The organism is Chromobacterium sp. Ag138 (genome assembly GCF_055181315.1).
In genome coordinates this window covers 124,008-150,955 of sequence record NZ_JBUPWA010000001.1, presented here as the reverse complement: position 1 = coordinate 150,955, position 26,948 = coordinate 124,008, and the positions used below count along the sequence as shown (strand labels likewise).

Sequence of the window (26,948 nt, the reverse complement as noted above, 5' to 3'; positions counted from 1 at the left end):
CACTCCGATTGTTTTTAATTCTGATTCATTTTTTCATGGAAAGAATGGTAATAAAAATCACATAAAATTCCAATTTTTCTTGCATCATTAAAATAAGCACTGGCTTGAATATTGCTGCTTATTGATTAAACATTTCCTTGAGTCGCAACCAAAACAACCGTATTATTTCAGCCAGATTGCTTGGATTATCCAAGCAGGAAGTATCTATTAAGGCTTTTAGCTGGTAGCCATGCTCGCCCGGCCCAATCGTCAACTGATTGGTTTCAACAAATGGCATTGGATTCAACAATACCCTCAATACCGATTGCGCATTTTGCATCAGCCAATTTTCATCTGTATTTTCCAAATTCGACCATAGCCACAATCTGTCATTTGCTACCGTGATCATCACATCTTGTGTATCCATAATCTTGATGGCGATAGTGCTATGATGGTCAAAATCATTCAATTTTTCTTCTGGCACATCCAGCATGGATAATGCAGAACGTACTGTTTCAGCCATATTGACTGTTACATTGGCAGAAAATGAGAGTGTATTGGTAAAGCGCATGCATGCTCCTTTTAAAAATGATGTAACACAGCATATTTACGATAGCTGTGCACTGAGGAGTCAACTAATCCATTTTTTGGCATTGATTCTAAGATGGGTGGCAAATAAAAGCTTTCAAAAAACGCTCATATTCTGCCCCTCTCACTTTGCCGTGGCTTTGTTGCACAGATCCGCCTACGCCAGGTAAAGCAGCTGGCTGTCCGCTTTGGCGTCAGCCCGGCAACGTTCATTGACTGACCGACAGCGAGGCATCGCAATGCTGTACCCGATTGCCATTGAGCCCGGCGACGACACACACGCCTTCGGCGTTATCGTGCCGGACCTGCCAGGTTGCTACTCCGCCGGCGACACACTGGAAGAAGCCATGCGAAACGTCCGCGAGGCGATAGACTTTCATCTGGAGTGGATCAGCCAGGAAGGGAGATGTGTCCCGGCTGCGAGCCAAATGCAAGAGCATGCCGACAAGCCGGAGTTCCAGGGCTTTGTATGGGCAGTGGTCAAGGTGGACGGTGCCAGCGGCAAGAGCCAGGCCACCATCCCGCACGCCGTCATGCAGGCAGTGGTGAACGGCGCAACGCCGGTCAAGGCCTGGCGCGAATACTTGAACTTCAGTCAGGCCGACGTCGCGGGCCGGCTGGGCGTCAGCCAGTCCGCCTATAGCCGGCAGGAAGACAGCGACAAGCTGCGCAAGAGCAGCCTGGAGAAGATCGCCGGTGCCCTGAGCCTGACGCTGGAGCAGCTGGACTTCTAATCCACCGCGGCGGTGGATAACCCTGTGCGCAACTGCCGCCAGGGCAAAAAAAAGCGCCTCTTGCTGGAGGCGCTTTTTCTTTAGGGAACGCTGTAGGTAGCTTGTAGTAGCAACAACGGTTCGCGGTAAACATTGGACTACGTAAGCTTAGCCCAACCATACGTCTCTATGGGTTCTCAATAATTAATTGATCATTGGGTATCTCAAGTTTTTTCATTTTCTTTTCATTTAAAAATGAAACAACAGTTGTCTTTCCAAAGCCTTTAAACAACACAGCTACTCCATCAAAAACCGTATATCCTTCAGGCCCAACTACTTTCTTTGATATTAAAGACACTGGGAGTAGCGATGAATATGGCTTCCTAACATAAATCACAGGACTTTCAATCCTTACATTTGCAGCCCTCATCGCAGCATCAAGCAACTGGCCGGATACACCGCCTGCAAACAAAGGGAGAAAATATATAATCAGAATATTTAAATTCTGCACTCTCTTAAGAGAGTCATAATCGCCAATCTTTGAAATACTTTCCTTTTCTTCCGTATAAACCAGCGCCCCATTTATTTTTTCTATTTTCTTTATTTTTTCAGAATTTGAAATATAGCAAGAGTAAAAAAAATATAGAGCAATAGACAAGAGTGGCAAGCTCCAATAAAGAGTAGATTCTTTTCTTCCCAAGCCATATATAATCAAAACTGAAAATAGTGCATAAATCACTGAAACCCATGCAAAAGGTGCAAAATCATGCACAGGTACTATTTTTTTCTTTTTAAAAAGATTAACAAACCAAATAATAGATTTGAAAAAAGGGCGAGTAACAGGTGACGTAGCGATGCCCAGCGATACTAAACTGGCAATGAAGAACGTGTAAATAACTCCAAAGTATGCCGCTGCCACCAGAAACAACAACCCATCTCCAATAGACAAATCTTGAGGGAAGTGATTTATCTTTAAAGAATACAAAATAACGCAAGCTCCGCCAATAAAAATACCAAGCTTTGAAGCAAGAGTTACTATCTTAGTTACTGAATCAACATATTTTTCAACAGAAGAAAAAAACATATTAATATCCGCAGAGATATCCAATTAAGAAATGACTCGCATGAGAATAACACATTACTCACAATACAAGCAGGAATTAAATTTCAAGCAATTAAATACCGGCATGGATACAACTATAAAAACTTAAAATCATCATCTGGCAACTCACCCGTCTGTAGCAAAGCATCAAGTGCCTCAGTGTTCAAAATCCAGACTCCCCTCTCTCTTGCCTGCTCCACTTTAGAAGGCCCAGCGTTCGGCCCGCCACAAAGGTATGACAAAGACTGCGTAACTGACTTAACAACCGTCATGCCGTTACTACTTGCCAACGCTTCAAGCCGATCTCTCTCGATTTGACTGTATCCAGTGAATAGAATTTGAGGGCCCCTATGTGAAACCCTCTTTGGTTTTGGTGGTGGTGGAGCCTCTGAATCGGGATCTGCCAACATTACTTTGCTATTGCCATAGTATTCAACTACTCGATCTTTACGGAAAGTACGAAGCCCTGCAGAGGTGGTAGCGATAAGATAACGGCCTTGCTCTTTCCAGTTGCTCAGCTCATATTTCTCTTCTACCCCATCAGCCTTTCGGTATAGAAATGACAGGTTAATTACGGCTGGACTGCTACTGGCTTGCTTACCGTCTTCATCTTGGGAGCCTCCGTGATCCAATTCAGCTGCCGCACGCATCTTGGCAATACGTACTGCTGACTCATTCTGGATGGGATTAAGTCTTGAAAGATTGCCATCTTGCAACGTTTTTACCAGCATATGTTGCTGACAGCGGAAGTATCCAGCTAGGCGATTGCCATCAAACCGTTTCATGACAACCACACCATGAAAACCTTTCATGGCTGATTCGACTTGCAGTGTCACCCCATAATCATGGCGGTTCATCACATCACCATCTGAAAAAGCATAATTCGGTACTTCAGTCTGAGTCCAGTATGGCGCTACCACAGTGGGAGTATTTAAATCTAGTGCAGAATAAAACCATCGACCAAGTAGGAATGACCATCCTTCGATGTATCCTTCTGCATCAATAGAAGGAGGGGGAACCTCTACTCTTCTTGTCCTCCAAAGGGGCTCAATAGCCGGCAAGGCTCCAGTCTTCAAGAAGGATATAAATGCATCCGTGCTTTGCACGATAACAGAATGATCTTTCTCTGCCTGATGGCCTTTCTCAAATTTCCGCGTTTTTAACTTGTTGATTTTTGTGCGCTCAGGAGAGAGCGAAGAAGGGCAAAAATAATAGGTTAGATTTTTTGTTGCCCCAACGCGCAAAAGGAAACCGGGTTTGCAACTTCTGGGGTTTGGTTTGCCTTGCCCAGAATAGATGGCGAAACCTGCATTCCGCACTTGGGAAAGCAGTTCTTGATATGCCTCGGGGTTTGTATCTTCAGCGAGGCCATCAATTTGAATCTCTATCAAGCGCTGCTGTGCTGAAGGCAATGGCGGTGCGACAACAAAGGGACTGGATAGCAAGCCCTCACCTCCACTGAGGTATGTAGCTGCATCCTTACGGAAGAACATTTCCTCGCCATCATGCACGCCGGAAAAGTAGTAGCCGAACTCACGCCACTGGGGAAGCGAGAAGCGCATCTGAATGCCAGGTGCGACGGGGTAAAGAAATTCGAGGACTTCGCGAGATCTATTCATGGGGCATCACCAGAAAATTTCCGGCAATTTTATGCCCCGCTTAGTGAGTCACAAACGTAAATGCATCACAAAGAGTGGGAAAAATAGCGATGCCTGTACTTTATGACAGGTCATTCGCCGTATAGCTTTCAACGAATGCAGTAGCACCGGCCAGCCAAGCACGACGAGTTTTGTCATCAAGTTGATTGAGACGGGCCAGCAAGCTGCTGTCTTCGCTGGAGAGGGTGGACTCCCCTTTGATACCTGTCACAACGTACAGAATGTCAAATCCAACAGAATGAAGCCTAGCAAGGGCTTCGGCATTGGGAGAGCGGTCCCTTTCCCAAGTCTGATATGTGGAAAACCCAACATCAGCGGCCTTTGCGGCATCCGATTGAGTTAAGCCAAGTCTTATGCGCTCATCACGCAAGCGTGTCCCGATATTCACAATAGTAGGCTTTTTGGTTGTCATTCCCATGATAGTAGTTATCATGACGCCATGACTCACTATGGTAGGCATAGTAACTCAAATGACACACATTCCGAAGCGTAAACGTCGTTCCTCTGGCCCTGCCAGGGTTGCCAGGGGTTCCGCAACGGTGCGAGTGCAGATGTATCTGACCGTAGAAGAGAGTCGGAAGCTCAATGACATTTGCCAAGAGCTCAACGTCTCCAGAAGCAATCAATCAGGAGCTTTCTTTCGTGTCGGTCTAGACAATTTCAGATCGCAGTTCAACAGCCCGACAGAAGATACCTCAAACGAATTGGGCTCATAACCACCGAACCAGCCGCCACTTGGTGGAAAGGAGCAGCAAATGGACAGACTGAGAACCGCATTTCAGACGATGTGCAAGGCCATGCCGGGCCGCTGGGCCGCCATGGCAGCGGCAATGGGCCTGACAAAGGACGGTCTGGAAAACCGCGTGTATGAGCGCAAGGGCCAGTCGGTTAGCGTGCATGAGGCATGGCAGATGCAGGAATTCAGCGGCATCCCGGCATTCGCGGAGGCGGTGGCGGCGGATAGCGGCGGCGTGTTCGTGCCGCTGCCGAACATCGACAAGGTAGACGATGCGGAAATCCAGCGCGTCTACATGGAGCTGGTGGACGAAGTGGGCCGCCTAGCTCGCGAGTGGCGCGAAGCCACCCGTGACGGGGAAGTCGACAAGCGGGAGCGCCAGCGCCTGGAGGCTATTCGCGATGCCATTTGCGCCAAGGTGACGCAGATGAACCACCTTACTTTTCAAGTGTTCTGCCGGAGCTAATCACCATGGCCTTTATCTGCCCGCATTGCAAGCAAGTCGCCTACACCCGCACTAGCCGCTATTTGTCCGACCTGACCCAGGAGGAGTACTTCCAGTGCTCCAACATCGCCTGCGGCCATAATTTCACCTCCTTCCGCACCGTGCGCGAAACGCTCAGCCCGTCGGCGCTGCCGCAAGCTGGCATCTACATTCCGATGGCGACCAAGCAGCGGCTTGCCGAAGTGCAGCTCCTGATTCGCAGCCAGAAAACCGGTATGGAAAACCAGCTTGAACTGCCCGGCCTGACCGCCTAAGCCCTACCCCTCCCCCTCTCATTGAAAAATCGCACCGCGCAGTGCGAGGGGGCTTTTTACGCCCAAAAAACGCAGCACCACCAAGGAGAACGCCATGCACCAGTCTGCCCAAGTCCAACGCCAGGCCACCGCGCCGCGCATCCGCAAGATGCGCTACGTGCGCTTTGCCAGCGGCTGCGGCTGCTACTCCTGCGGCCATCTGCCGGCCGAGCGCCGCCGCAACCGCGCCGCCGCCCTCTCCGGCCTGGTGCTGGTTCTGGTGATCATCGCCCAATTCATCCCGCTGCACTGATCGGAAAGGCCAAGCCATGGAAGCCCGCCGCCCCCACTCCATGAATCGAGATATCGCGCTCCAGATGGTGCGCGGCATTGCCGCCAACGCAGAGGCAGCAAAAAGTGCCGCAGTTTTGCCGCCCTCGGCCTTGCCGGTGGATGAGCGCCGCTTCCCCGCGCAAGGCGTGCCGCTGGTGGCGGTGGATGTGCTGCAGGCCAAGGTATTGGGAGGCGTGCGTAAGGACGCGCTGGCTGACATTCAGGACGCAATCAAGTCGATGGCGGCAACGGAGCGCGCAGTAAATCAGCTCATCACATTGCACGGCTTGGAGTTCCGCGCTTTGTCGCTGCCTCAGGCTGGGATGCTGTGGCATGCCATCGAAACCATGCTGGCGGAAAGCCGCGTGGCCAAGGCCAGGCTGGAGCGCGGCGGGCTGCCGCAGAGCGTCGAGCTTGAGAGGCAAGCGCCCAAGGCAGAGGCGGAGGAGCGCGCGGCATGACTTGGCAAACCCGCCTCCCGCTGCTGGACCGCTTCCCGCGCCACCTGGGCCGAGCCATCGGCCGCGAGTGGCGCCGGCGGCGCGGCCGGCCGCTCGACATCCTGCCCTGGCAAGATGACGCGCGTCAGCAGGAAGCGGACGCCTGGCTACGCGACCTGACCGGGATCATGCCGCGCAACGCGCTGCCGCTGGGCGCGTGCGAAATGGAGCTGGTGGAGTTTGCGAAACAGCGCGCCTTCGAGGCTGACCAGCTGATCGGCCGCGGCTCAACCTTGGAGCAGCTGCAGCAATATTGCGCCTCATTCGGCGTGCAGCCGCCGAACGGCAAGACCATTGAGGGCATCATGCGCCGGGTGGCGTGCGATCTGTGGTGGCGCCGCGCGCTGCGCAGGACCAATGCCCGTTACAGCGAACAGCTGTCCATCGGCCTGGGCCTGGTGCATCGCCGCCATGGTCTGTACGCCAGCCACGACGCCGTCACCCGCCGCCGCGAGCAGAAGCGCCGCAATCGCGGCTTGCTGGAGGCGATGGCCGCCATCAACGAGTTGGGCCAGGAGTACACGCTGCAGCAGCTGGCGGAGCTGAGCGTAAGCAATCCCACTATTCGCCGCGCCGAGCTGATGGTCCGCATTGCCGGCTTCGAGCATATCGCCGTGGGCCTGGAGTACGCCGGCGAGTTCATCACCATCACCGCCCCCAGCAAATACCACCCGCGCCACGCCAAGAGCGGCAAGCGCAACGCCAAATTCTGCGGCGCAACGCCGATTGATACCCGCAACTACCTGGGTCGGGTGTGGTCACGCATTACCGCCGCCATGGCCCGCGCCGGCATCGCGCCGTTTGGCTTCCGCGTGGCGGAACCGCACCACGACGGCACGCCGCACATGCACGCGCTGCTGTTCATGGCCAAGGACAAGGTCAAGCAATTCCGCGCCATCGTCGCCCGCTACGCCGTGCGCGAAGACCGCGCCGAGCTGGGGCTGAACTACCTGCAGACCAAGGGCGAAGCGAAGGCCGCCGCGCGCCAACTGCGCGCCGCCGGCGCCAAGGGCAAGTTGGCCGACATCGCCGCCAAGATCGGCAACGAGGCGGATTTCTGGAGCCAGCCGCCGCGCTGGGTGTGGAAGGGCATCCGGGCGCGTGTGGCGTTCGAGGCCATCGACTGGAAGCGCGGCACGGCCGCCGGCTACATCGCCAAGTACATCGCGAAAAACGTGGATGGAGCCAAGCACAACGGCGACAGTGTGGGCGTTGACTTGGAGGCGCTGGACCACGCCGGCCAGGCTGGCCAGGACGACGGCGCCAGCGTGGACCAATCCGCCGCTACTGATGCCACCGTTACAGCCATCCGCGTGGATGCATGGGCCAGTCATTGGGGCATCCGCCAGTTCCAGCAGGTGGGCGGGCCGCCGGTGGGCGTGTGGCGCGAGCTGCGCCGCTGGGACTATCAAGCCGCCGACGCCGAGGACGTGCTGATGCATGCCGCCATCGCCGCCGACACCGGCAATTGGGGCCGCTTCGTTCACCTGATGGGCGGCCACGCCATCAAGCGCGCCGCCATGCCGCTGGGCGTGGCCCGTGACAGCGTGCCGGCGGAGAACCGCTACGGCGAGGATGGCCAGCCCCAGGTGCGCGGCGTGGTGGAGCGCGACAGCGGCCAATTCGCACAAACGCGCGTTCACGAATGGCGCATCGGCCGCAAAGCAGACGATGTTCAGGGCGGCAGCGCCGCCCCTTGGACTCGTGTCAATAACTCTACGTTTTTGGAAGTGCCGCCGTCGGAGCTTCGCCCGGAGTGGGAATTCAGCCCGATAGACCGCGTGCTGGCCGAGAGCGCCGACGACGACAGCGAGCTGTTGACCGTCGAGCAGCTGGCCGCGCGCCGGGAATACGAGGCGAACCAACGCTATCTGCGCCTGTTCCCGGAGTTCGTCCACCAGTGGGCGCAGCAGGGCATCGAAGCCCACGAACTCGCCGCCGAGCGCCAGCGCGAAGCCAGCCTGGCCAAGGTGCGCGAACACAAGGCAAACAGTCGGCTGGCCGCAAACATCGGCATGACGCACCGCGCCGGCATCGCCGTGATTTCCGATATCCGCGCCCAGGCAGAGGCCGCCCGCGCCGAACGCGCCGCGCGCCCTGCCCGCTCCAACAGCGCCGAGCGCTGGGGCGGCCCAGGTATCGCCGTTTCCCAGCAGCTCGCCCAGGCCACCGCCAGGGCGCGGCAATGGATCAACCAAGCAAGCCGCGCGTGAGCGGCGAGGAGGAAGCATGAATGGACAAGACCGAACCGAACTTTTAACGGAATTGCTTTCGGATCTTGAGGAGGTAAAAGCCGAACGCACCAGCTGCGCAGTGGTTGTTTGCAGATTTCTGATGGAAGGCGAATTAGAGCTGGCCCGCCGTGCGCTGACCAAGCACTTTGAACCTGCGGAACAGCGGTATAGCGAGCTGGTAGCGCGAATGACCAAGCTGACTTTGAAGAAAAATACCAACGAACAGGAGCAACCGCGATGAACACCGCCGCAATCGAAGTGCAAACCAACCTCTACACCCGACTGATGATGGCCGCCACCGGCCGCTATCGCGCCGAGCTGGACGCCGTGAACAGCCAGCTGCGCAACATCGAGCGCGCCGAGCGCATGGCCCGCCGCCTGTGCGACGTCGAGCTGAGCGCAAGCGCCGAGACGCCGGATAACAGCTATATCCCCTACGTCGTCCTGCGCCTGTCCATCGAGCTGATGCGATTCCAGCACCACGCCTTGGCGCTGGCCAGCGGCGCGCTGGAGCGCCAGCTCATCCCGAACGGCCGCGACGCCCAGGGCCGCGACCGCTTCCAGATCCTGGCCGCCGAAGGCGAAGGCATCAACCTGGAACTGGTGGTGGAAGCCATCTGATCAACCCGCCGCACCGCGGCCATAGGCGAGCGGCCAGCCCATCCGACCAATTGGGCGCCGTCCTCTGAAAACCGGCCAGGCCGCTCGCCTATGGCCGCCAGCAACAGCGAGAACAACATGAGAACGAAATCCGAAATTGCACCGAAGAAAGAAAAGCCGGCCCGCCCCTGGGACGGCAAAGGCCCAATCAAGGGGGACCGCTACTTGCGCCGCGATGTGGTGCTGGAGCGCATAGGAGTCACCAAGACGACCCTTTACACTTGGATAGGAGCTGGCGACTTCCCCCCTTCCATCGCTCTTGGCGGTGGCTCTGTGGGCTTTTTGGAATCGCATTTAGAGATATGGATTGCCTGGCGCTTTACTTGCGCCGGTCTGAGCGAGGATGCAGCATAGTACTAAGACTCTATTTTAGCCCCTGCGGCCACCCGAGACTTGAGCGCAGGAGTAACAAAAGCCATCCGTTTGGATGGCTTTTTTCATCACCTACCCCAACATTTCGTACCTCTTACGTCACAAAAACAAAGGGGGTACAAGTGGGGTACGCTAAAATCGAAAAATGATAATTCTTTATTTATCAGCAAGATGCAATAAAATTCAACACACTGCTGACGCAGGAAGAACTGGTGACTGGCCTCGCCGCCGACCAGCAAGGCTGATTCCCAAACGGCGGCGCAAGCCGCCGTTTTCACGACCAGTCCGGTTTCAGCACCATCAGGAAATACACCGCCAGCATCGCGCAAAAGGCCGGATAGCCCAGGCACTCCCAGATCCGGGCGAAACGCCAGTAGCGCATCGGCAGGGTTTGGCCGGCCTCCGCCGCGTCGCGGGCCATTCCCGCCATCCGTATCGGCAGCCACACCACCGGCAACCAGCACGCGCCGGCGAACAGAAACAAGCCGATCGCCCAAGCCAGCCAGGACATGGACAGCGGCCAGCCGGCCCGCTGCGCCAGCCATAGCCCTGACAAAGGCTGGAAAACCACTGCCGGCGTGGTGAACCACCAATCAGCCCGCACCACCAGCCTCGCCACTTCGGCCTGCGCCGCCACCTTGCCGCCGCGATTGGCGAAGAACATGTAGAAAGCCGAGCCGAAACCGGCGCCCACCATCAGCGTGGCCGACAGGATATGCAAGGTTTTGACGATCAGATAAACATTCATGGTGTTTCTTCCCGATTTGCGCCCAGCCACAGCAACATCGCCAGAATGGGCAGGTTTTTCACCAGCGGCGCGAACGGATGCAGCCAGTTCTCCGGCAAGGCAACCGCCACCACCGCGCTGTAAAACAGCACCACCAAGGCCTGCAGCCGCCATGCCCAGGCGCCGGGCCGCCAGGCTATCCATGCCGCGAACGACACATCCAGCGCGCAGGATGCGAGAAACAACGGCCCCTGCGCAGCCTGCGGCAGCCCCAGCCGCGCCAGCATGGCGATCGACTCGTTCCAGGCCGTCAGCGGCGGCTGCACGCCGCTCCACAGCCACAAAGCGGCCAACGACAGTTCCACCATCCGTCGCGTGACTTTCATATCGCCTCCCCGAACTGCCTGAACGACAACGGCGAGCGGCCGAGCAGCGCGGCGAAAGCGGCCGGGTCGGCGGTCGAGCCTTGGCGCAGCATGCGCAGGCTATCTCGGTCCAGCAGACTGCCCGGCATGCGGCCGCTGCAAGAGGCCAGGCCATCTGCCAGCCAGACGGGCAGAGCATGGACCCGCGCTATCGGCCCCATGCCCTGCAGGCTGCGCAGCCGTCGCAGATAATCGGCCAGCGTCGTCTCCTCCGCGCCGACGAAATCCACCGCGCCGCGCATCCTGCCATCGATCAGCCGATGCAAGCCTTCTGCCACGTCAACCGCCGCCACCGGCTGGATCGGTTGCCGGCCGCCATCGGGCAAAAACCAGCGCGGCAGCCGCGCCAAGCGCATCAGCAGGCGGCTGCTGGCGCCGTCCGCGCCATACACCAGCGAAGGCCGGGCGACAACGGCATCCAGCCCGCCATCCAGCAGCGCCGCATCGCCCCTGCCTTTGCTGGCCAGAAACAGCGTGGCGGCATCCGGCGCGGCGCCCAAGGCAGACAACTGCACCCAGCGCCGGACGCCGTGTTTTTTCGCCAGCCCGGCCAGACGCAGCGGACCGTGATGGTGAACCGCCTCCAATCCGCCGGAGCGCCCTTGCCGAAATACCCCAGCCAGATTGGCGACCGCCTCCGTCCCGTCAAGCCAGACGGCCCAATCCCGATCCGGGCGCGCCAGGTCCAATTCGGCGCGGGACGGCGTCAGCAACTGATGGCCAGCGCCGATCAGCCTTGCAGCCAGCTGCCGGCCTATGAATCCGCTGGCGCCCAACAGCAGTATTCTCATTGCGGGACTCCAGCAATCAGCGCAGGCTTTGCCCCTTCAGGCCGGCTGAACGCCACCTGGCGCCACACCAGCCGCGCCAGCACCAATAGCTGCCCCACCACGCCTATCAGTGCCCATTTCAAGGTTTCTCGAATATCCAGCCACAGGGACGCCGACGCCTGTTCTGGCGCCAGCAGCAACACCGTCAACAATGGCGTGGCCAAAACCAGCAACAGAAAAGTCCGGCTCCAGAACTGCGCGCCCTCGCCGCTCTCGCACAGGGCTAGCGTGACTTGCCGCAAAGGATCAGCCAGCAAAAACCAGCACAGCAAGCTGCACAGCGCCGGCACCAGAATCATGATGATGACGAATCCACTCATGGCGACATCCTTTATTTCTGAAAATTCTGTCAAAACAGAAATTAATGGTCAAAAAAAAACGCTCATACCTCTGCCAAGCATCGGCAAAAACCTTTATTGCTTGCCGCTTCGCCAGCTCACCGCCCGGCTCACTCACCTGCCTCCGTCTTGCTCCGGCCCAGCAGCTTCTGGATGCCGGCCCCCATCTTGAGCACCTTGCTCAGCGTGGATGTGGACAAGCGCAGCATTTCGCGCGTCCAGGCGGTCAAGGTATCCATGAACTGCCAGGTATTCTTGATCCGTTGCTGAGCCAATGGGCTTTCCAGGGAGAAGTCAGGGCTATCCATGCATTCGCGCAACACCTGCAAGGTAGGCTCGATCTCGCGCCGCTGGCGTTCTGCGACGATGATGCGGAACAACTCCCACACGTCGCCGGAGGTTTCGAAGTGGTCGCGCCGGTCGCCCAGCACATGGACATTGCGTATCAGTTGCCAGCCTTGCAGTTCTTTCAGGCTGTTGCTGACATTGGAGCGAGCGACATTCAGCGTCTCCGCCAGCTCCTCAGCGCACATCGCGCGGCCGCTGATGAACAGCAGCGCGTGAATCTGAGCCACGGTGCGATTGACGCCCCAGCGGGTGCCCATTTCGCCCCAGTGCAGTACGAATCGTTGGCTTACAGGTGTCAGTTCCATGACTAGCAAGATATTGATTTCCGAAATTTCTGTCAATAGAGAAATTCACAACCCTAAAAAGGCATGGCTGCCGCCATGCCCTGTCCGCTACCTGGCAAGCGCCGGCGGTTTCGGCGACGCGGCCAGAGGCTCTCTGAGCAGGCGCATCTTCAGGTTGGCCAGGTAATCGGCCCTGCATTGCCGCAAGATGTAATCGCGGTAGTTCTTCTGCTTCAGATCCTGCCAGGCTTGCAGGCGTGCTTGCCGCGAACGCTCCTCCGCTTCCAGCGCCATGCTCTCGTCCACCGGCAAGCTGGCGTCTGTCAGCAATGTGTAGCCGTATCGCTCCATATAGGAGCGGCAGGCGGTTTCGATGATCTCGATTTCGCGCATCGACAGTTGCTGCCTGAACTTGTCGGCATGGGCGATGATGGGCGGGAAGTGATTGGACGACCACAACGCCGAGCGCTGAGCGATCTGCGCCGCTTCGGCCGAGCCGCGGATATCCAGCATCTGCGGCATGAAGGCGATGCCGAAGAAATCGCACACCTGGCGCAGCGTCATCTGCTGGTCGGTCAGGAAGTCCTCGTAGCGTATGGTCAACACCTTGTCCGGATATTCGGCCAACAGCCTGTCGGCCGCCTGGTAGGCCGCCAGCCAGGTCCGCACATTGAGGATGGTGTCGAAATCGTGGATGATGGCGCGGTTGATCGACGCCACCTGGGCGCGCGGATCGCGCACGACGTTGAGAAAGCGCATTTGCGGCAGCAGCTCCAGCAGCTCGGCGGCGTAATGGACGCTGTCCAGCGACTTGTCCATCACCACGCGGGCTTGATGGCGCTCGCCCACCCGCAGCAGCAGCTCCCAGACCACCTTGTGCACGCTGCGCGTCTGGCCGGACAACACTTCGAAGATCTCCACCGGATCAAACACCACGTCCGGCCACTTCACCATGCTGACCGCTTGCAGGCCCACCACGTCCACCACCAGCTGGAAGTAATTGCGGTCATCGGACAAATCGCCGTACAAAGGCAGCAGCGGCATGAAATCGACGATGTGCAATGGGTAGGGCGAATAGAAATCCGAGTTGAAATTGAGCCGCAGCCGCAATGCGTGGCTGCCGCAGCGCCTCAACGGAATCATCAGCGCCGGCAGCGGCCGATCTCTGTCAGATATGATAGTCATGGCCGACCTCCCCCATCGCCGCCGGGCTGCAACAATGCAGCGCCATACCGAACAACTGGCTCACGCATTCATCCACGCTCAGCGCGCTGGTGTCCAACGCCAATGCCGGCTGCTCCGGCGCTTCGTAAGGCGCGGAGACGCCGGTAAAATGCGCGATCTGCCCGGAACGCGCCTTGGCATACAGCCCCTTGCAATCGCGGCCCTCGCACACCGCCAGCGGCGTGCTGATGTAAACCTCGGCGAAGCGGCGCTCGCCGACAATGTCGCGCGCCATTTCGCGGTCGCTGCGCAGCGGAGAGATGCAGGAGCAGATCACGATCAGGCCGGCGTCGTTCATCAGCCGCGCCACCTCGGCCGCCCGACGCAGGTTTTCCCGGCGGTCCTCCTCGGTAAAACCCAGGTTGCGGTTGATGCCGTGGCGCAGATTGTCCCCGTCCAGCACCACCGCGGAGAAACCGCCGCCCACCAGCCTCGCCTCCAGATCGTAGGCGATGGTGGATTTGCCCGCGCCGCTCAGCCCGGTCAGCCAGATAGTCATCGACGCATGGCCAAACAAGCGCTGCCGGTCCACCAGGCGGATCCGTCCGCCGGTGCGAAAAACATTGGCGGGCACGCCCGCCTGAATGGAAACCTCTCCCATCTGCTGCCTCCCTCGGTGATCGCGCGCGCTCCACGAGAGGACTCGATCCCACGATAATCACATATCGGATAATGTGGTCATAGCGCCTAACCGAGGTGGGAATCCAGTACAAAGCACTGGCCTAGTATTTGCACGGATAATTCAGTGCATATTCAAGATCAGCCAGTCATTCCATTTAATTAGCTTGCAGATTCCTGCAGCCATCCCGCTCAATAGCCGGCTTGCCCTCTCGCTGGCCAAGGCGAGGCAAAACTGGAAACAGCTCCAGAAGCTGAATGCGCGTGAGGCACCCAAACATTCTGAAGCTATTTTCATCGCCGCGGCGCTTAGAATTTGATGCCCGCGCTGATCATCGCCAGGCTGCGGTCCTGCAGCGTGTTGTAATCGCCGCCCGCCGTCTTCAGATACAGCAACTCGAACTGATAACGCTTCCGGTATTCCGCCTGCAGCCGCCACAACGCGCTGCGCCTGCCTTCCATGAACTGGCCATCGTGCGAATAGCCTTTGACGTCATAGGCCAGGGCCAGCGATGGCATCAGATCCAGGCCGGGCAGCGCGCCGTAATAGCGCTCCTCCAGCTTGGCGCGCCATCCCCAGGCGTTGGCGGTGACGAAACCATCCAGCGCGCAGCTTGGCCCCGTGCCGTTACAGGAGGGCGCGGCCGCGCTGGGGGCCTGGCCGAAGCCCACTCGGCCGTAACGCATCACGTAGGCGTCCGGCAAGCCGGACAGATGCTTGATGCCGGCTTCGGCCGACAGCTTGGCATCGCCGCCCAGCAACCGTCCCAGCGCTTTGGACGCGCCCAGCGTGAGCTGGCTGCTGCCGAAGGTATCGTAACCGCGCGCCAGATAGCCGGCCGGCGTGGCGGCCAGGTAGCCCAGCGGCCCGCTTCCGGCCAGCACCCCATACAGAAAATCGGAGCCGTTCCATGCCACCGGCTGGTTGGGGCGATAGGTAAGCTCGCTGTACACCCCGGTGCCGTCCGGCAAGCGGGTGCGGAAATTGACGCCATACATGTGGATATTGTCCGGATAGGCGCGCAGGAACTGGCCGGCGATCCCGGTGGGAGCCGCCCTGCCCTGATTCGCCGCCGCCGGCAGAAACACGCCGGGGCCGGTGCGTATCATCTGGTTGAAGCTCATCATGCTGGCCTGGTTGGAGTAGAACAGCCCCAGCAAGCCGATATTGTCGAACAGGTAGCTTAGGCTGAAACCAAACTGCCCGCCGTACGGCTTGTCGTCCGCCGCCCGCTGGATATAGTCCAGCGGGTTGGCCAGCGACTGCTGGTCGGTGGTGACGACATTGCGCCGGAACAGCTTGCTCAGCAGCGTGCCGTTCAAGGTCAGCGCATTGCAGCCCGGCTGGGCGTAATCGCTGCCGGAGTAGAAGGTTCCGCAAGCGGGATAGGCGTTGGGCTCGAATTTGAACTGGTAATAGCCGTCCACAGTCAGTTTGGACGTGGCCTTCAGCTTTGCGTAAAACGCCGGCGCGGGGATGTTGACCATTTCCGGGATGGTGCCGGAGCGGCCCAGCGCGTTGAAATCCATCGCATTCACCTGCTGGATGCCGCCCAGAATGGTGGTGGGCGTGATCCATGGGATCACCTGCTGCCCCAGCCTCAACAGCAGGGAGGCGTCGCCCAGGCTGTAATCGCCATACACGTAGGCGTCATCCAGCGCCACGCCGCTGAAGCGGCCCAGCTGGGTGAATTTGTCGTCGCTCAGCGCCGCGCCGGGCGCATAGCCGTTGGGCGAGTGCCCATGCGGCACCCCGTGGTGGATCAGGCCGTAGTCATGCCAGGCCTTGGCGCTGACGAACGCTCCGCCATCGCCCTTGCGCAGATCGCCTTGCGCGTATCCCTGCCAGGATTCGGATATCAGATCGCCGCGCCGGTAGTTGAGATCGCCGTCGTTCAACGTATCCATCGCATTGGCGTGGTTGGTAAAAACATCGTTGGGATTCTCTGTCCGGTAGACGTTTCCTATCGCCATCGCGCCCTTGGTCTCCAGCGTCCAGCTGCCCAGATCGAAACGGTATCCGTCTCCCAGGCCTGAAGGCAGCGTGCTGACCGTGATCTCGCCAGCGTGGCCGGCGCCGGCCAGCAGCATCAACAACAGCGACTCGCATCCGTGCATCCGCTTCATCTTATTGTCTCCTCGCGCTTATTGTCGCCGCGGCGCCGCCCCCCGGCGCCGCGCGGTCTCGCTAACGCAAATACGTTTCGGCAAGCCGCGCCCAGTAGCTGGCGCCAAGGCTGAGGATTTCGTCGTTGAAGTCATAGCCGGGGTTGTGGATCATGCAGCCGCCCTTGCTGCCGACGCCGTTACCCAACACCACATAGCAGCCGGGCACTTTCTCCAGCATCCAGGAAAAATCGTCGCCCCCCATCGCGCCGGCCGGCAGCGGCACGATGGCCTGCGGACCGACCATCGCCTCCGCCACTTCGCGCGCGAAGCGCGTTTCCTCTGGCGTATTGACCAGCACCCGGGTCACTGGCATCCATTCGATCTCGGCCGTCACCCCGAAGCTTTGCGCCTGCAGGCCGACCAGCTCCCGCAGCCGGCTTTCTATCTGCTGCTGGATCGCCGGGTTGTAAGTGCGCACCGTCAGCTCCAGCCGGGCGCAATCGGGAATCACATTGCTGGCGCTGCCCGCCTGCGCCGAGCCGATGGATACCACCGCGGGCTGATCCGGCGGCAGGTTGCGGGACACGATGGTCTGCAGCGACAGAATGATGGAGGCCATCGCCACGATGGGGTCGACGCAGGTGTGCGGCATGCCGCCGTGGCCGCCCTTGCCGGTCAGCTTGATGGTGACGATGTCGGCCGACGCCGCCAGCACTCCCGGCTGGACGATGAAGCTGCCCACCGGCAGCGTGGGCCCATTGTGCAGCGCGAACACCGCGTCGCAGGGAAAGCGCTCGAACAGCCCTTCGGCCATCATTCGCGCGGCGCCGCCCTGCCCTTCCTCAGCCGGCTGGAAAATCAGATTCAGCGTGCCGTCGAACTGCCGGGTCTCGGCCAGGTGGCGCGCCGCCGCCAGCAGAATGGCGGTATGGCCATCGTGACCGCAGGCGTGCATCTTGCCGGGCAGCTTGCTGGCGTACGGCAGGCCGGTGTCCTCGTGTATCGGCAGCGCGTCCATATCGGCGCGTATGCCCAGCCGGCGCTCGCCCGCGCCGCAGCGCAGCTGGCCGACCACGCCGGTGCCGCCGACGCCGGCGGTCACCTCGTAACCCCAGGCGCGCAGCGACTCCGCCACCAGCTTGCTGGTGGCCACCTCTTCGAAACCCAGTTCCGGATGCGCGTGGATGCTGTGCCGGATGGCGATGAACTGCTCTTCGCGTTGTTTGATCGCGGGGATGACCCCTGGCAGATTGGACATGTGTCGACTCCGTTTCCATGAGGTGGAGAAAACGGCGTCGGGCGAGGACAATCCTGGCGGGGCGCCGCTTTGACCTCAGTCTATGAAGGACGCGCCAAGGGATAAGGAGCTAGAACCGCCAATAAACAGGCAGATATCGCCAGCCCTTGGAAAGAGCCGCCTTGACGAATATCAAGGCGCTGGAAAAGCAAAAAGCATAGACATGACAAACATGACATGCGTTTGAACTTGATTTTACGAGCTGGTTTCGCCAAGGTTAAAGCGGATATCGCCAAGGCTGACCGACATGAACGCCTGCATAGACCTGCTTTGCCTGCCGAATTGCCTCAGCGGGACGCTGTTTTCCGCCATAGACGTGCTGCATGCGGCCAACAAACTGTGGCATCTTCACCACCCCAGGCGAAAAACGCCGCCGTTCAGCTGGCGGCTGCTCGACAGCGACGGCGAGGAGCTGCCTCTTCCTGCCTGGCTGCCGGCCTCTCCCGCCCGCCCGGCAGCCGCGCGCTGCGCGCTGCTGGTGCCCGGGCTGGACATGGACAGCGTGCCGCAATTGAAGCAGCAGCTGGATCGGGCCGACAAGGCGCTGCGGCTGATCGCCCTGCGCCATGCCGCCGGCGATGTCATCGCCACCAATTACAACGGCGCCGCGCTGCTGGCCCGCGCCGGCATCCTGGATGGCCGCAACGCCACCATCACCTGGCTGATCGCCGGCTGGTTCTCCAGCAGCCACCCAAGGGTGAAGCTGCTGATGGACAGGCCGGTCACGCAGGACGGCGGCGTGTTCTGCAGCGGCGCGCCGGCGGCGGCTACCGAGCTGGTGCTGGAACTGGTCCGCCATTTTGCCGGAGACGAACTGGCGCAGCGCTGTACCAACGGACTGTTGTACCTGCCGGCGCGTTTCGAGCAATCGGCGCAGACGCTGTCCGCGTTGAGCACGCCCACTCGGGACAGCGTGGTGTTCAAGGCGCGGCGCTGGCTGGAACAACACGTGGCCGAGCCCTACAGCCTGGGCAGGGTGGCTGAGGCCGCGGCGGTCAGCAGCCGCACCTTGTTGCGCCATTTCCGCGAGGTGGCCGACATGACGCCGCTGGACTACCTGCAGCAGCTGCGGGTGGAGCGCGCCAAACTGCTGCTGGAAGTCACCATGCTAGATCTGCCCGGCATCGTCGAGCAATGCGGCTACGACGATCCCTGCGCCTTCCGCCGCCTGTTCCGCCGCCTGACCGGACTGACGCCCGCCGCCTATCGCCGCGCCTACGCGCTGCGGGCTTCGCGGCGCAGGTGGCGCGCCGACGACGCGATGCCGCAGCCCGAGAGCCAGGCCTGCCAGGCTCGCGTCTGACCTCCCCGGGAAGCCCGTCCCCCAGGGCTTCCCATGCCACCCAGCTCAGGATCAAGGCGTCACGTGCATATAAGGCGTGGTGGTCAGCGTGGCCGAAATCGCGCAGCCGCCAGCCAAGGGCGCGGCCGACAGCGAGATCGTGGTCTCGCTGCCGCTGTCGGCTATCTGCCCGCCGACCAGGCTCGGACCGCACTGCCCGCCCAGAATGGGGGTGTTGACGTTGACCATCACCTGGTCGATCGTCAGTTGGCTGAGCGAGGTCACCTTGCCCACCCATGGCGCGGCCGCCGTGGCGCTGGCCTTGATCATCCTGCACACTGGAATACCCTTGAAGGCGGCGCTGGTGATCAGGATGTTGCCGGCGCCGTCCACCGTGCCGCTGAACACCGCGATGCAGTCGACATCCACGCCCGACTTGCTGACCACCGCCGGCCCCACCGCGGAGAACGGGATCGCCGCCCCTCCCGCCCCCGGCGGCGTAATGGTCGCCGCGCCGGCGGTGACAGACGCGCCCATGGCCAACGCGCACGCGCCAGCCGCCAGAATCCTGTTATGCATCTTGCTCATCGCGTAATCCAATCTTGTTTTGGTTTATGACGCGGCCCGCCTCTGCGAGCCGTCGCCGCAGCTTAAAATGACGAAAGCATCATCTTTTTTGATCGAGATCAGCCGCGCCTCGCCTTCGCGCGCGGGCCTGGTTCTAAGGATGGAAGCGGCGGATGGCTTGACATCCGGGCTGGACAATAGTCATGCTGCGGACATGAAAACCTTCCAATGCCATCGCCACCATCACGCCCTGTCCAAGGACGCCGCGTCGGTGCGCGCAGGCCGGGAGGGAAACGGTGGCTGATCCGTTCCACCCATCAGCCACCGCACAGACCGGCGCCGCAAGGCGCCTTTTTTATTTCCCGCGCGCTCCGCGCGAATCCTGAAAGGAAAGCATCATGACCATGATCCGAGGCACCCGCATCGTCAGCGGCCGCGAGGCCGCCATTCTTCGCCAGCTGGAAAACCGTTTCCGGAGCTGGCTTCATTGACGCTGGCGCGGAAGAAGCCATTCTTCCCGCTTTATGGGGGCAAGACACTTTCGTCGCCAAGGCCGGCGGCAGCGAAATACTCGAGCAGATGTGGGCTTTTCCGGACCGCAAAGGCCGTGCCTGCTGCCTGATACCGGAAGCCACCGCGCTGTTTCAGGAAAGAAGCCGGGCGTTTTTGAACGGCAGACGCGAGGCCGGATTTTTCTATGCCGCGCGCTGCTATCGCTACGAGCGGCCGCAAGCCGGCCGCTATCGGGAATTCACCCAGCTGGGCTATGAGTATCTGGGGCCTGATCCCGCCGCCGCGTTTGAGCGCAGCCTGACGCTGTGCCGCGGCTTTCTGGACAGCCTGGGTCTGCGCTACGAGCTGGACGGCATGGCCAAGCGCGGGCTCAGCTACTATCTGAACGGGGAAGGATTCGAGATGCGCGCGCCGGAGCTGGGCGCGCAGAAACAGCTCGCAGGCGGCGGCGCCTATCGGGAGGGCACCGGTTTCGGCATTGGACTGGAGAGGCTGGCGCTCGCGCTGGAAGCGCAAGGCATGCAGCCATGACGGCGTGAAAAAGGCCGGGCGCATGCCCGGCCTTGGCAAGGACGATCAGCCGCCGGTGCCGCCCACGGTCAGGCCGCCGTCTATGCGCAGCGTGGGCTGGCCAACGCCTACCGGCACGCTCTGGCCCTCCTTGCCGCACACGCCCACGCCCTGGTCCAGCGCCAAGTCGTTGCCTATCATCGACACGTAGTTCAACACCTCGGGGCCGCTGCCGATCAGCGTGGCGCCCTTGACCGGGTAGGTCAGCTTGCCGTTCTCGATGCGCCAGGCCTCCGACGCCGAGAACACGAACTTGCCGCTGGTGATGTCCACCTGCCCGCCGCCGAAATTCACCGCGTACAGGCCATCCTTGACCGAAGCGATGATTTCCTGCGGATCGCGCTCGCCGGCCAGCATATAGGTGTTGGTCATCCGCGGCATCGGGATGCTGGCATAGGATTCGCGGCGGCCGTTCCCAGTGGGCGCCACCTGCATCAGGCGCGAATTCATCGCGTCCTGCATATAGCCTTTGAGAATGCCGTCCTCGATCAGCACGGTGCGCTGAGTGGCGTTGCCCTCGTCGTCGATGGCCAGCGCGCCGCGGCGGCCGCCCATCACGCCGTCGTCCACCACCGTCACGCCCGGCGCGGCCACGCGTTCGCCCATCTTGCCGGAGAACGCCGAAGTGCCCTTGCGGTTGAAATCGCCCTCCAGGCCGTGGCCGATCGCCTCGTGCAGCAGCACGCCCGGCCAGCCCGGCCCCAGCACCACGGTCATCTGGCCGGCCGGCGCCGGACGGGAGTCCAGGTTCACCAGCGCCTGCTTGACCGCCTCGCGCACGTAGCGCTCCACCACGGCGTCGTCGAAATAGGCCAGATCGAAGCGGCCGCCGCCGCCGGCCGAGCCCTGCTCGCGCCGGCCGTTCTGTTCAGCGATCACCGACACCGACATCCGCACCAGCGGGCGCACGTCGGCGGCCCTCACGCCGTCATGGCGGGCGACGTAGACCACGTCGTATTCCATCGCCAAACCGGCCATCACCTGGATCACCCGCGGATCGATCGCCTTGGCCAGCTTTTCCACCTTTTCCAGCAACGCCACCTTGGCGGCGGCCTCCAGGCTGTGACAGGGGTCGATGGATGGATACAGCGACTTCGGCTTGCGCTTCTCCACCGCGCCGGCGCTGCCGTCGCCGCCGGCGTTGCCGATCGCGCGCACCGCCTCGGCCGCGCGGGTGAGCGCGTCCTGGTTGATCGCGTCGGAATAGGCGAAGGCGGTCTTGTCCCCGGCGACGGCGCGCACGCCGACGCCCTGGTCGATGCTGAAGCTGCCGGACTTGACGATGCCCTCCTCCAGGTGCCAGCCCTCATTGCGGGTGTACTGGAAGTAAAGATCGGCGTAGTCGATGGCGTGGTGGCGCATGTGCGCCAGCGTGCGCTCGAGCGCGGCCTCGTCCAGGCCGTAGGGTTTGAGCAGCAGTTCGTCTGCGGCGGTGAAAGCGTCTTGCATAGCGTTCTTTCAGCGTATGGCCCGGTGCGCCAGAGCCGGCAGGCGGCCCCGCACCGAGTGTATCAATTCGGGATCGATCTCGGCGGTGACCACCCCTTCGCCGTCCGACAGCTCGGCGAGGATGCGCCCCCACGGGTCAATGATCATCGAGTGGCCGTGCGTCCGTCGGCCGTTTTCATGCTCTCCGCCCTGGGCGGAGGCGATCAGGTAACACTGGTTTTCTATCGCCCGAGCCCGCAGCAGCGGCTCCCAGTGCGCTTCGCCGGTGGTGGCAGTGAACGCCGCCGGCAGGATCAACAGGTCGAACGGCGCCAGCATCCGGAACAGCTCCGGGAAGCGCAGGTCGTAGCAGATGCCGAAGGCGATGTCCGCCAGCGGCGTCTCCGCCTTGGTCGGCGTCGCGCCCGGACGTATGGTGTTGGACTCGCAGTAACTCTCGCCCTGGCCGGTGAAGCCGAACAGGTGGATCTTGTCGTAGCGCGCCGCTACCTCTCCCTGTGGATTGTAGAGCAGGCTGCTGTTAAGCACCTTGCCCTCATCCTCGCAAAGCAGCGGCACGGTGCCGCCCAGCAGCCACAGGCCATGGCGGCGCGCCATTTCCGACAACGCCTGCTGGATGGGGCCGTTGCCGAACGGTTCACGCAAGGCTACCTTGTCGGTCTCCTTCTCGCCCATCAGGCAAAAGTACTCCGGCAGCACCGCCAGGCTGGCGCCGCGCGCGGCGGCTTCGGCCAGCAGTTGATCGGCGCGGGCCAGGTTGGCTTCCAGGCCGCAGCCGGACACCATCTGCACGGTGGCGGCGACAAACTTTTGTTTCATGGTTTTTTCCCCTTGATCTGGACCGGATCGCCAACGTTCACCCGCTTCACCTGGGGATCCTGCAGCGAACCGCTCACCTCGTATTCAAGCGACAGTATCTTACCCACCGGGTCCTGCAAAACCTTCTGCGCGGCCAGGGTGGCGATGCCCACCACGGGATTGAGCAAGGCCGCGCCGGCCGCCAGCGCCACGCTCTCGGCCACGTGCGGCACCACCTTCACCTTCAGCGCCTGCGTTTCGCTGGCCAGGTCCACGCTGCCGGCGATATTGACCTCGGCGGACGGGCTCTTCATTTCCACCTTGTCGGAACGGAACACGCCGTCGCGCACGCTGGCCTTCCCCTGCAGAGTATCAAAGGCGAAGCCGTCGCTGAAGACATCGGTGAAATCCAGCCGTATCCGTCGCGGCAGCGATTGCAGGCTCAGCGCGCCCAATAGCCGCGCCGCGCCCGGGTCCACCTTGGCGAAGCGGCCGTTCTTGAAGTCCAGCTCCATCTGTCCGGACAAGTGGGCCGCGTCCAGATCGCTCAAGCCGCCCGGCCAGCTCAGTTGTCCCGCCAGCCGGCCCTGGCCATTGCGGAACACATCGCCCTGGCCAAAGCGGGCCAGCAGTTTGCCGGCATTGCTCACATCCAGCGAAAAGCGGCTGTCGACGCGCCCCGCGCCCTGCTCGTCCACCTGCATGCTGCCGGTCAGCGTGCCCTCAGGCGCGGCCAGCTTCAACGGGTCCATCCTCCACACGCTGCCGTCGCGGCGTGCCATCATGTCCAGTTGGCCGATGCTGCGGTTCTGCAGCAGCAGCTCTCCTATGTGCACCTTCATCGCCGGCAACTGCTGCTTCAGCGACGACGGCGCGGCCCCGCTTTCGGCGCGCAGCGGCCAATTCAACGCCAGCCGGCTCAGGTCGGCATGCAACTGGCCGCCGCCTTCCGCCAAGTAATCCACCTCGCCCACCGCTTCGCGCGAGCGCAATTGCGCGTTCCATTGCCCGCCCTGTCCGCGATGGGACACCCGGGCGCTGACCTGATGCAAGGTGAAACCGGCGGCGGACAGCTCCGGCGTATCCACATCGACCGTCAATGCCCCCCCCGCTTGCGCGCCGCTCTTGCCGCCCGCGTCCAGCTTGGCGGCCCACGGCAGCCAATCGTCCAGATTGATACGCGGCTGCAGCAGCCTCAGCGCCAGTCCGCTGGCGGGAAACTCTCCGGGCTGGCGCCCTATACCCAGCGCTCCGGCCTGCAACTCGCCGTCCCCGCCCAGGCGCAAGCGCCCGGTCAGCAAATCAGCCAGCTGAAATTCCAGCCGCATGGCGCCGGGGAAGCGCGCCGGCGCCGGTTTCAGCTGCAGTTGCAATGGCAGCGCCGCCGCCGCCGTCTTGCCGAAGGGCTTGGGCGCGTCCAGCGACAGTCCCTGCAGGCTGGACGTCAATTGCAGGCTCTCCAGTCCATCTCGAACCACGAACTGCCCGTCGAAGCGGGAACGGCCGCCGGCCAGCGGCGCGAGAGACGACAGATACTGCTGCAGCACCGCTCGGTTATCGGCGTCGCCGGCAATCTCGAAACGCATGCGCTTGTCGGCGCCGGTATGCGCCGCCAGTCGGAACGGACCGCCGAAAGCCTTCAGCTGCAAGCCCTTGCTGTCCACACCGCGTTCGGTGAAAGTCAGCCGCCCCTGCGCCGCGTCAAGCTCCGGCAGCGGCAAACCACCCAGCTTCAGCGAATTGCGCTGGAAATCCAGATCGCCACGCACGCGGGCGGAGTCGCTTCCGGCCAAGGGCACGTCCAGTTTCAGTTTCAACGCCGCCGGACCGCTGGCGCGAATGCGGCCGGTGAAGCCCCCCAGCCAGCCGTCCACCGGGCTCTTGGTGGTAAAGGCCAGCATGCGATCCAGCCGGTCCTCCACCGTACCCTCTATCTTCAGCCACGGCACATCCGCGCCCAGCTGGTCTATCGCCGCCGTCACCTCGCGCAGCGGCACGCCCACCGTCGTCGCGCTCTGCGCCAGCACCTGCATGCTCTCATTGTGGAAACGCAACTTGGCGTCGATATCGTCTATCGCCGGCCATCCTGGCTGGTACAGCAGCCTAGCCTTCTCGATATCCGCTTCTACCAGGAACTCTCCGCCCTTGCCACCGGCGAAAGGAAACTTGTCCAGATCGCCTGACAACTTCATCTTCAGATTGCGCGCCACGCCATCCTGCAAGCCTTGGCGCAGCCAGTGGGTCGTATGCTCCCCGACATGGTGGGGCAGATAGGCGGCGATCCGGGCCGCCTTGACCTGCTCGATGCCGGCGCTCAGGTCCACGCTGCCCGAACCTTCCCCTGCATGGTGGTAGCTGCCGCTCAACTCGCCGCTCAGATCCGCGTTGGCGAAGGTCACCTTGTGGAAATCGATGTCCAGCCGGCCTTGCTTCTGCTTCCACTCCACATCGGCGGACAGGCGGTCGAAAGGCAGAATCTGGGCGAATACCGCCGGATAATTGACTTCGGCCTTGCCGGTATCCAGCGCCAGCCGGCCGCCGGCTTCGCTGAACTCGATGCGCCCGGACACGCCGGACACGCCCGGCAAATCCGCGAACGGTTGCCAGCCCAGCGCCTCAAAACGGGTCTTTACCTTGAAACTGGAGGGCGCCTCGGCCGCGCCCTGCCAGGCCAGCGTCACATCATGCAGCGCGCCACGCGGCGAAAAGCGCGCGAACAGCGGGTTGGCGTCCACGCCCAACGCGTGGATCAGGGGCGTCAGATGGCCGACGTCGACATTGTCCAGCGTCAGCTCGCCGCCGCCTTTCACGCCAGGCTGCCACTGCCCCTTAATCGACGATTTGTCGAAAGCGAGCCCGGTGGCGCTGGCAAGGGTCAGGTCGCTGGCGACGATCTTGTAGCTGCCGCCGGACTGCCGGTCCAGCTGCAGCTTGCCCTGCAATTGCGGCAGCACCAACTCGCGCGCGCTAGGCGGCGTGTAGGCGGCATTGCGCACGCTGACGTCGGCCTGCAGGCTGCTGACGCTGCCATCGGAAAACGACATCTCCAGCGTGCCGTCGCCTTCGCCCCGGTGCAACACGCCCAGCTCCCGCATGTAACGCGACCAGACATCGGCGCGGGCGCCGTTGAGCGCCACCTTGACCGAACCCGACCACCGCTCCCAGCCGTTGATGTCGTCGCCGCGCCAGCTGGCGCTCAGCTGGAAGCCCTTGCCCAGCGTGGCCGCCGGCACGCCGGACAATTGCAGCCGGTGCCCCAGCAGATGGCGGTCCAGCATCAGCTGGCCGCGTTGCAGGTCCAGCCGCGGCAGGCCCAGCCTTTCATCCTGCCAGCTCAGCCGGGCGTTCAGGATTTCCAGCGATGGCTGGCGCAGCAGCCAGTTGCCCAGCGCATTGTCGCGGGACGGGCCGCTGGTGAGATCGAAACCATTCAGATAGATGACGCCGTCGGCGCCCCGCCGCAACTCCACCGACGGGCCATCCACCCGCATCGCCAGCCTCGGCTCCCAGGTCCACAGCGAGGTCCAGGACGGCTGCACCGTCACGCGGCTCAGCGTCAGCGCCTGGCCGGACACCGGATTGGCGATGGAGACGCCGGACAATTCGAACTGGGGAGCCACGTCCTGCCAGTGGCCGCTCAGGCGGCTGATGCTGACGCGGTGGCCGAGCGCGCCGGACAGGCTCTGCTCCAGCCGCGGGCGGTATTGATCGAGATTGGGCAGCAACCAGAACGTGAAGGCCGCGAACGCGGCGGACACCAGCGCGCAGGCCGTGAACAGCGACACGGCCAGCACCAGCAGGCTGCGCTTGACGACGCGCAGGACGTGGATATGGGACAACGGCGACGAGGGCTTTTTCAACTATGGCAAACCGTTACAATGGCGTTAGGAAAAACACGGCGCGAAACCGGCCGCAGCCGCCCCCGGCGCGGTGAGCCGCGCCAAGCCGTCCGGAGC

The 26,948-nt window shown here is 61.5% G+C and carries 28 protein-coding genes; 11 read left to right on the top strand and 17 right to left on the bottom strand.

Going from position 1 to position 26,948, the window contains the following annotated elements; all coding sequences use genetic code 11:
* Positions 1-118: 118 nt before the first annotated feature.
* Positions 119-550: an InvB/SpaK family type III secretion system chaperone gene (locus ACY3GB_RS00715; RefSeq protein WP_463087004.1), complete on the bottom strand. Its 432-nt coding sequence runs from the start codon at positions 548-550 to the stop codon at positions 119-121.
* 256 nt (positions 551-806) lie between these two features.
* On the opposite strand from ACY3GB_RS00715, the gene ACY3GB_RS00710 reads away from it, so the two are divergent.
* Complete coding sequence (locus tag ACY3GB_RS00710; RefSeq protein WP_463087003.1) at positions 807-1,301, top strand: type II toxin-antitoxin system HicB family antitoxin; 495 nt, start codon at positions 807-809, stop codon at positions 1,299-1,301.
* A gap of 166 nt (positions 1,302-1,467) precedes the next feature.
* Here the strand turns inward: ACY3GB_RS00710 and ACY3GB_RS00705 are convergent, their stop codons facing one another.
* The 3 genes from ACY3GB_RS00705 to ACY3GB_RS00695 all read right to left on the bottom strand — a co-directional run bounded on the left by ACY3GB_RS00705 (position 1,468) and on the right by ACY3GB_RS00695 (position 4,458).
* A complete protein-coding gene (locus ACY3GB_RS00705; protein WP_463087002.1) occupies positions 1,468-2,364 on the bottom strand; it encodes a hypothetical protein in 897 nt (298 codons plus the stop codon).
* 113 nt (positions 2,365-2,477) lie between these two features.
* Positions 2,478-4,001: a BRCT domain-containing protein gene (locus ACY3GB_RS00700; RefSeq protein ID WP_463087001.1), complete on the bottom strand. Its 1,524-nt coding sequence runs from the start codon at positions 3,999-4,001 to the stop codon at positions 2,478-2,480.
* A 100-nt stretch (positions 4,002-4,101) separates the two neighbouring features.
* The gene (locus ACY3GB_RS00695; protein WP_463087000.1) at positions 4,102-4,458 is read right to left on the bottom strand and encodes a helix-turn-helix domain-containing protein; all 357 of its coding nucleotides are present in this window, start codon (positions 4,456-4,458) and stop codon (positions 4,102-4,104) included.
* Positions 4,459-4,795: 337 nt separating this feature from the next.
* Between ACY3GB_RS00695 and ACY3GB_RS00690 the strand changes: the two genes are divergently transcribed.
* The 8 genes from ACY3GB_RS00690 to ACY3GB_RS00655 all read left to right on the top strand — a co-directional run bounded on the left by ACY3GB_RS00690 (position 4,796) and on the right by ACY3GB_RS00655 (position 9,595).
* A complete protein-coding gene (locus ACY3GB_RS00690; protein WP_463086999.1) occupies positions 4,796-5,242 on the top strand; it encodes a YmfL family putative regulatory protein in 447 nt (148 codons plus the stop codon).
* 5 nt (positions 5,243-5,247) lie between these two features.
* Positions 5,248-5,535, top strand: coding sequence for an Ogr/Delta-like zinc finger protein (locus ACY3GB_RS00685; RefSeq protein ID WP_463086998.1), 288 nt, complete (start codon positions 5,248-5,250; stop codon positions 5,533-5,535).
* Between the two features lie 94 nt (positions 5,536-5,629).
* A complete protein-coding gene (locus tag ACY3GB_RS00680) occupies positions 5,630-5,827 on the top strand; it encodes a hypothetical protein (RefSeq protein ID WP_463086997.1) in 198 nt (65 codons plus the stop codon).
* A gap of 16 nt (positions 5,828-5,843) precedes the next feature.
* Complete coding sequence (locus tag ACY3GB_RS00675) at positions 5,844-6,308, top strand: hypothetical protein (RefSeq protein WP_463086996.1); 465 nt, start codon at positions 5,844-5,846, stop codon at positions 6,306-6,308.
* Positions 6,305-8,560 (top strand): replication endonuclease, encoded by a 2,256-nt coding sequence (locus tag ACY3GB_RS00670; RefSeq protein ID WP_463086995.1) that lies wholly within the window; start codon positions 6,305-6,307, stop codon positions 8,558-8,560. Before ACY3GB_RS00675 ends, ACY3GB_RS00670 begins: the two co-directional genes overlap by 4 nt.
* Positions 8,561-8,576: 16 nt before the next feature.
* The gene (locus tag ACY3GB_RS00665) at positions 8,577-8,822 is read left to right on the top strand and encodes a hypothetical protein (RefSeq protein ID WP_463086994.1); all 246 of its coding nucleotides are present in this window, start codon (positions 8,577-8,579) and stop codon (positions 8,820-8,822) included.
* Positions 8,819-9,202 (top strand): hypothetical protein, encoded by a 384-nt coding sequence (locus tag ACY3GB_RS00660; RefSeq protein WP_463086993.1) that lies wholly within the window; start codon positions 8,819-8,821, stop codon positions 9,200-9,202. The genes ACY3GB_RS00665 and ACY3GB_RS00660 overlap by 4 nt, the downstream gene beginning before the upstream one ends.
* A gap of 117 nt (positions 9,203-9,319) precedes the next feature.
* Positions 9,320-9,595 (top strand): helix-turn-helix transcriptional regulator, encoded by a 276-nt coding sequence (locus tag ACY3GB_RS00655; RefSeq protein WP_463086992.1) that lies wholly within the window; start codon positions 9,320-9,322, stop codon positions 9,593-9,595.
* Between the two features lie 292 nt (positions 9,596-9,887).
* Here ACY3GB_RS00655 and ACY3GB_RS00650 read toward each other — a convergent pair whose 3' ends face one another.
* The 9 genes from ACY3GB_RS00650 to ACY3GB_RS00610 all read right to left on the bottom strand — a co-directional run bounded on the left by ACY3GB_RS00650 (position 9,888) and on the right by ACY3GB_RS00610 (position 17,774).
* The gene (locus ACY3GB_RS00650) at positions 9,888-10,361 is read right to left on the bottom strand and encodes a DUF2269 family protein (protein WP_463086991.1); all 474 of its coding nucleotides are present in this window, start codon (positions 10,359-10,361) and stop codon (positions 9,888-9,890) included.
* Entirely contained in the window at positions 10,358-10,726 is a 369-nt protein-coding gene (locus tag ACY3GB_RS00645) for a DoxX-like family protein (RefSeq protein WP_463086990.1), read from the bottom strand. The genes ACY3GB_RS00650 and ACY3GB_RS00645 overlap by 4 nt, the downstream gene beginning before the upstream one ends.
* Entirely contained in the window at positions 10,723-11,556 is an 834-nt protein-coding gene (locus ACY3GB_RS00640) for a complex I NDUFA9 subunit family protein (protein ID WP_463086989.1), read from the bottom strand. The genes ACY3GB_RS00645 and ACY3GB_RS00640 overlap by 4 nt, the downstream gene beginning before the upstream one ends.
* The gene (locus ACY3GB_RS00635) at positions 11,553-11,915 is read right to left on the bottom strand and encodes a hypothetical protein (RefSeq protein WP_463086988.1); all 363 of its coding nucleotides are present in this window, start codon (positions 11,913-11,915) and stop codon (positions 11,553-11,555) included. The genes ACY3GB_RS00640 and ACY3GB_RS00635 overlap by 4 nt, the downstream gene beginning before the upstream one ends.
* A gap of 128 nt (positions 11,916-12,043) precedes the next feature.
* Positions 12,044-12,586, bottom strand: a complete 543-nt coding sequence (locus ACY3GB_RS00630; protein ID WP_463090906.1) for a GbsR/MarR family transcriptional regulator — start codon at positions 12,584-12,586, stop codon at positions 12,044-12,046.
* A gap of 87 nt (positions 12,587-12,673) precedes the next feature.
* Complete coding sequence (locus ACY3GB_RS00625) at positions 12,674-13,750, bottom strand: sulfotransferase family protein (RefSeq protein WP_463086987.1); 1,077 nt, start codon at positions 13,748-13,750, stop codon at positions 12,674-12,676.
* On the bottom strand, positions 13,734-14,390 hold the full coding sequence (gene cysC, locus ACY3GB_RS00620) for an adenylyl-sulfate kinase (RefSeq protein WP_463086986.1): 657 nt from the start codon (positions 14,388-14,390) through the stop codon (positions 13,734-13,736). Before cysC ends, ACY3GB_RS00625 begins: the two co-directional genes overlap by 17 nt.
* Before the next feature lie 326 nt (positions 14,391-14,716).
* Positions 14,717-16,534 carry a DUF1302 domain-containing protein gene (locus ACY3GB_RS00615; protein WP_463086985.1) on the bottom strand — a complete coding sequence of 606 codons (1,818 nt, stop codon included), beginning with the start codon at positions 16,532-16,534 and terminating at the stop codon, positions 14,717-14,719.
* Between the two features lie 61 nt (positions 16,535-16,595).
* A complete protein-coding gene (locus ACY3GB_RS00610; protein WP_463086984.1) occupies positions 16,596-17,774 on the bottom strand; it encodes a M20 aminoacylase family protein in 1,179 nt (392 codons plus the stop codon).
* 286 nt (positions 17,775-18,060) lie between these two features.
* Here ACY3GB_RS00610 and ACY3GB_RS00605 point away from each other — a divergent pair, with 286 nt between their 5' ends.
* Entirely contained in the window at positions 18,061-19,116 is a 1,056-nt protein-coding gene (locus ACY3GB_RS00605) for a GlxA family transcriptional regulator (protein ID WP_463086983.1), read from the top strand.
* Positions 19,117-19,167: 51 nt separating this feature from the next.
* Here the strand turns inward: ACY3GB_RS00605 and ACY3GB_RS00600 are convergent, their stop codons facing one another.
* Positions 19,168-19,683, bottom strand: a complete 516-nt coding sequence (locus ACY3GB_RS00600; protein ID WP_463086982.1) for a hypothetical protein — start codon at positions 19,681-19,683, stop codon at positions 19,168-19,170.
* A gap of 465 nt (positions 19,684-20,148) precedes the next feature.
* Between ACY3GB_RS00600 and ACY3GB_RS00595 the strand changes: the two genes are divergently transcribed.
* A complete protein-coding gene (locus ACY3GB_RS00595) occupies positions 20,149-20,706 on the top strand; it encodes an ATP phosphoribosyltransferase regulatory subunit (RefSeq protein ID WP_463090905.1) in 558 nt (185 codons plus the stop codon).
* A gap of 45 nt (positions 20,707-20,751) precedes the next feature.
* Here ACY3GB_RS00595 and tldD read toward each other — a convergent pair whose 3' ends face one another.
* Genes tldD through ACY3GB_RS00580 form a run of 3 tightly spaced genes read right to left on the bottom strand, consistent with a single transcriptional unit; the run spans position 20,752 to position 26,852 of the window.
* Positions 20,752-22,194: a metalloprotease TldD gene (gene tldD, locus ACY3GB_RS00590; RefSeq protein ID WP_104947047.1), complete on the bottom strand. Its 1,443-nt coding sequence runs from the start codon at positions 22,192-22,194 to the stop codon at positions 20,752-20,754.
* Positions 22,195-22,203: 9 nt separating this feature from the next.
* Complete coding sequence (locus tag ACY3GB_RS00585; RefSeq protein ID WP_463086981.1) at positions 22,204-23,013, bottom strand: carbon-nitrogen hydrolase family protein; 810 nt, start codon at positions 23,011-23,013, stop codon at positions 22,204-22,206.
* Entirely contained in the window at positions 23,010-26,852 is a 3,843-nt protein-coding gene (locus tag ACY3GB_RS00580) for a YhdP family protein (protein ID WP_463086980.1), read from the bottom strand. The genes ACY3GB_RS00585 and ACY3GB_RS00580 overlap by 4 nt, the downstream gene beginning before the upstream one ends.
* Positions 26,853-26,948 lie beyond the last annotated feature (96 nt).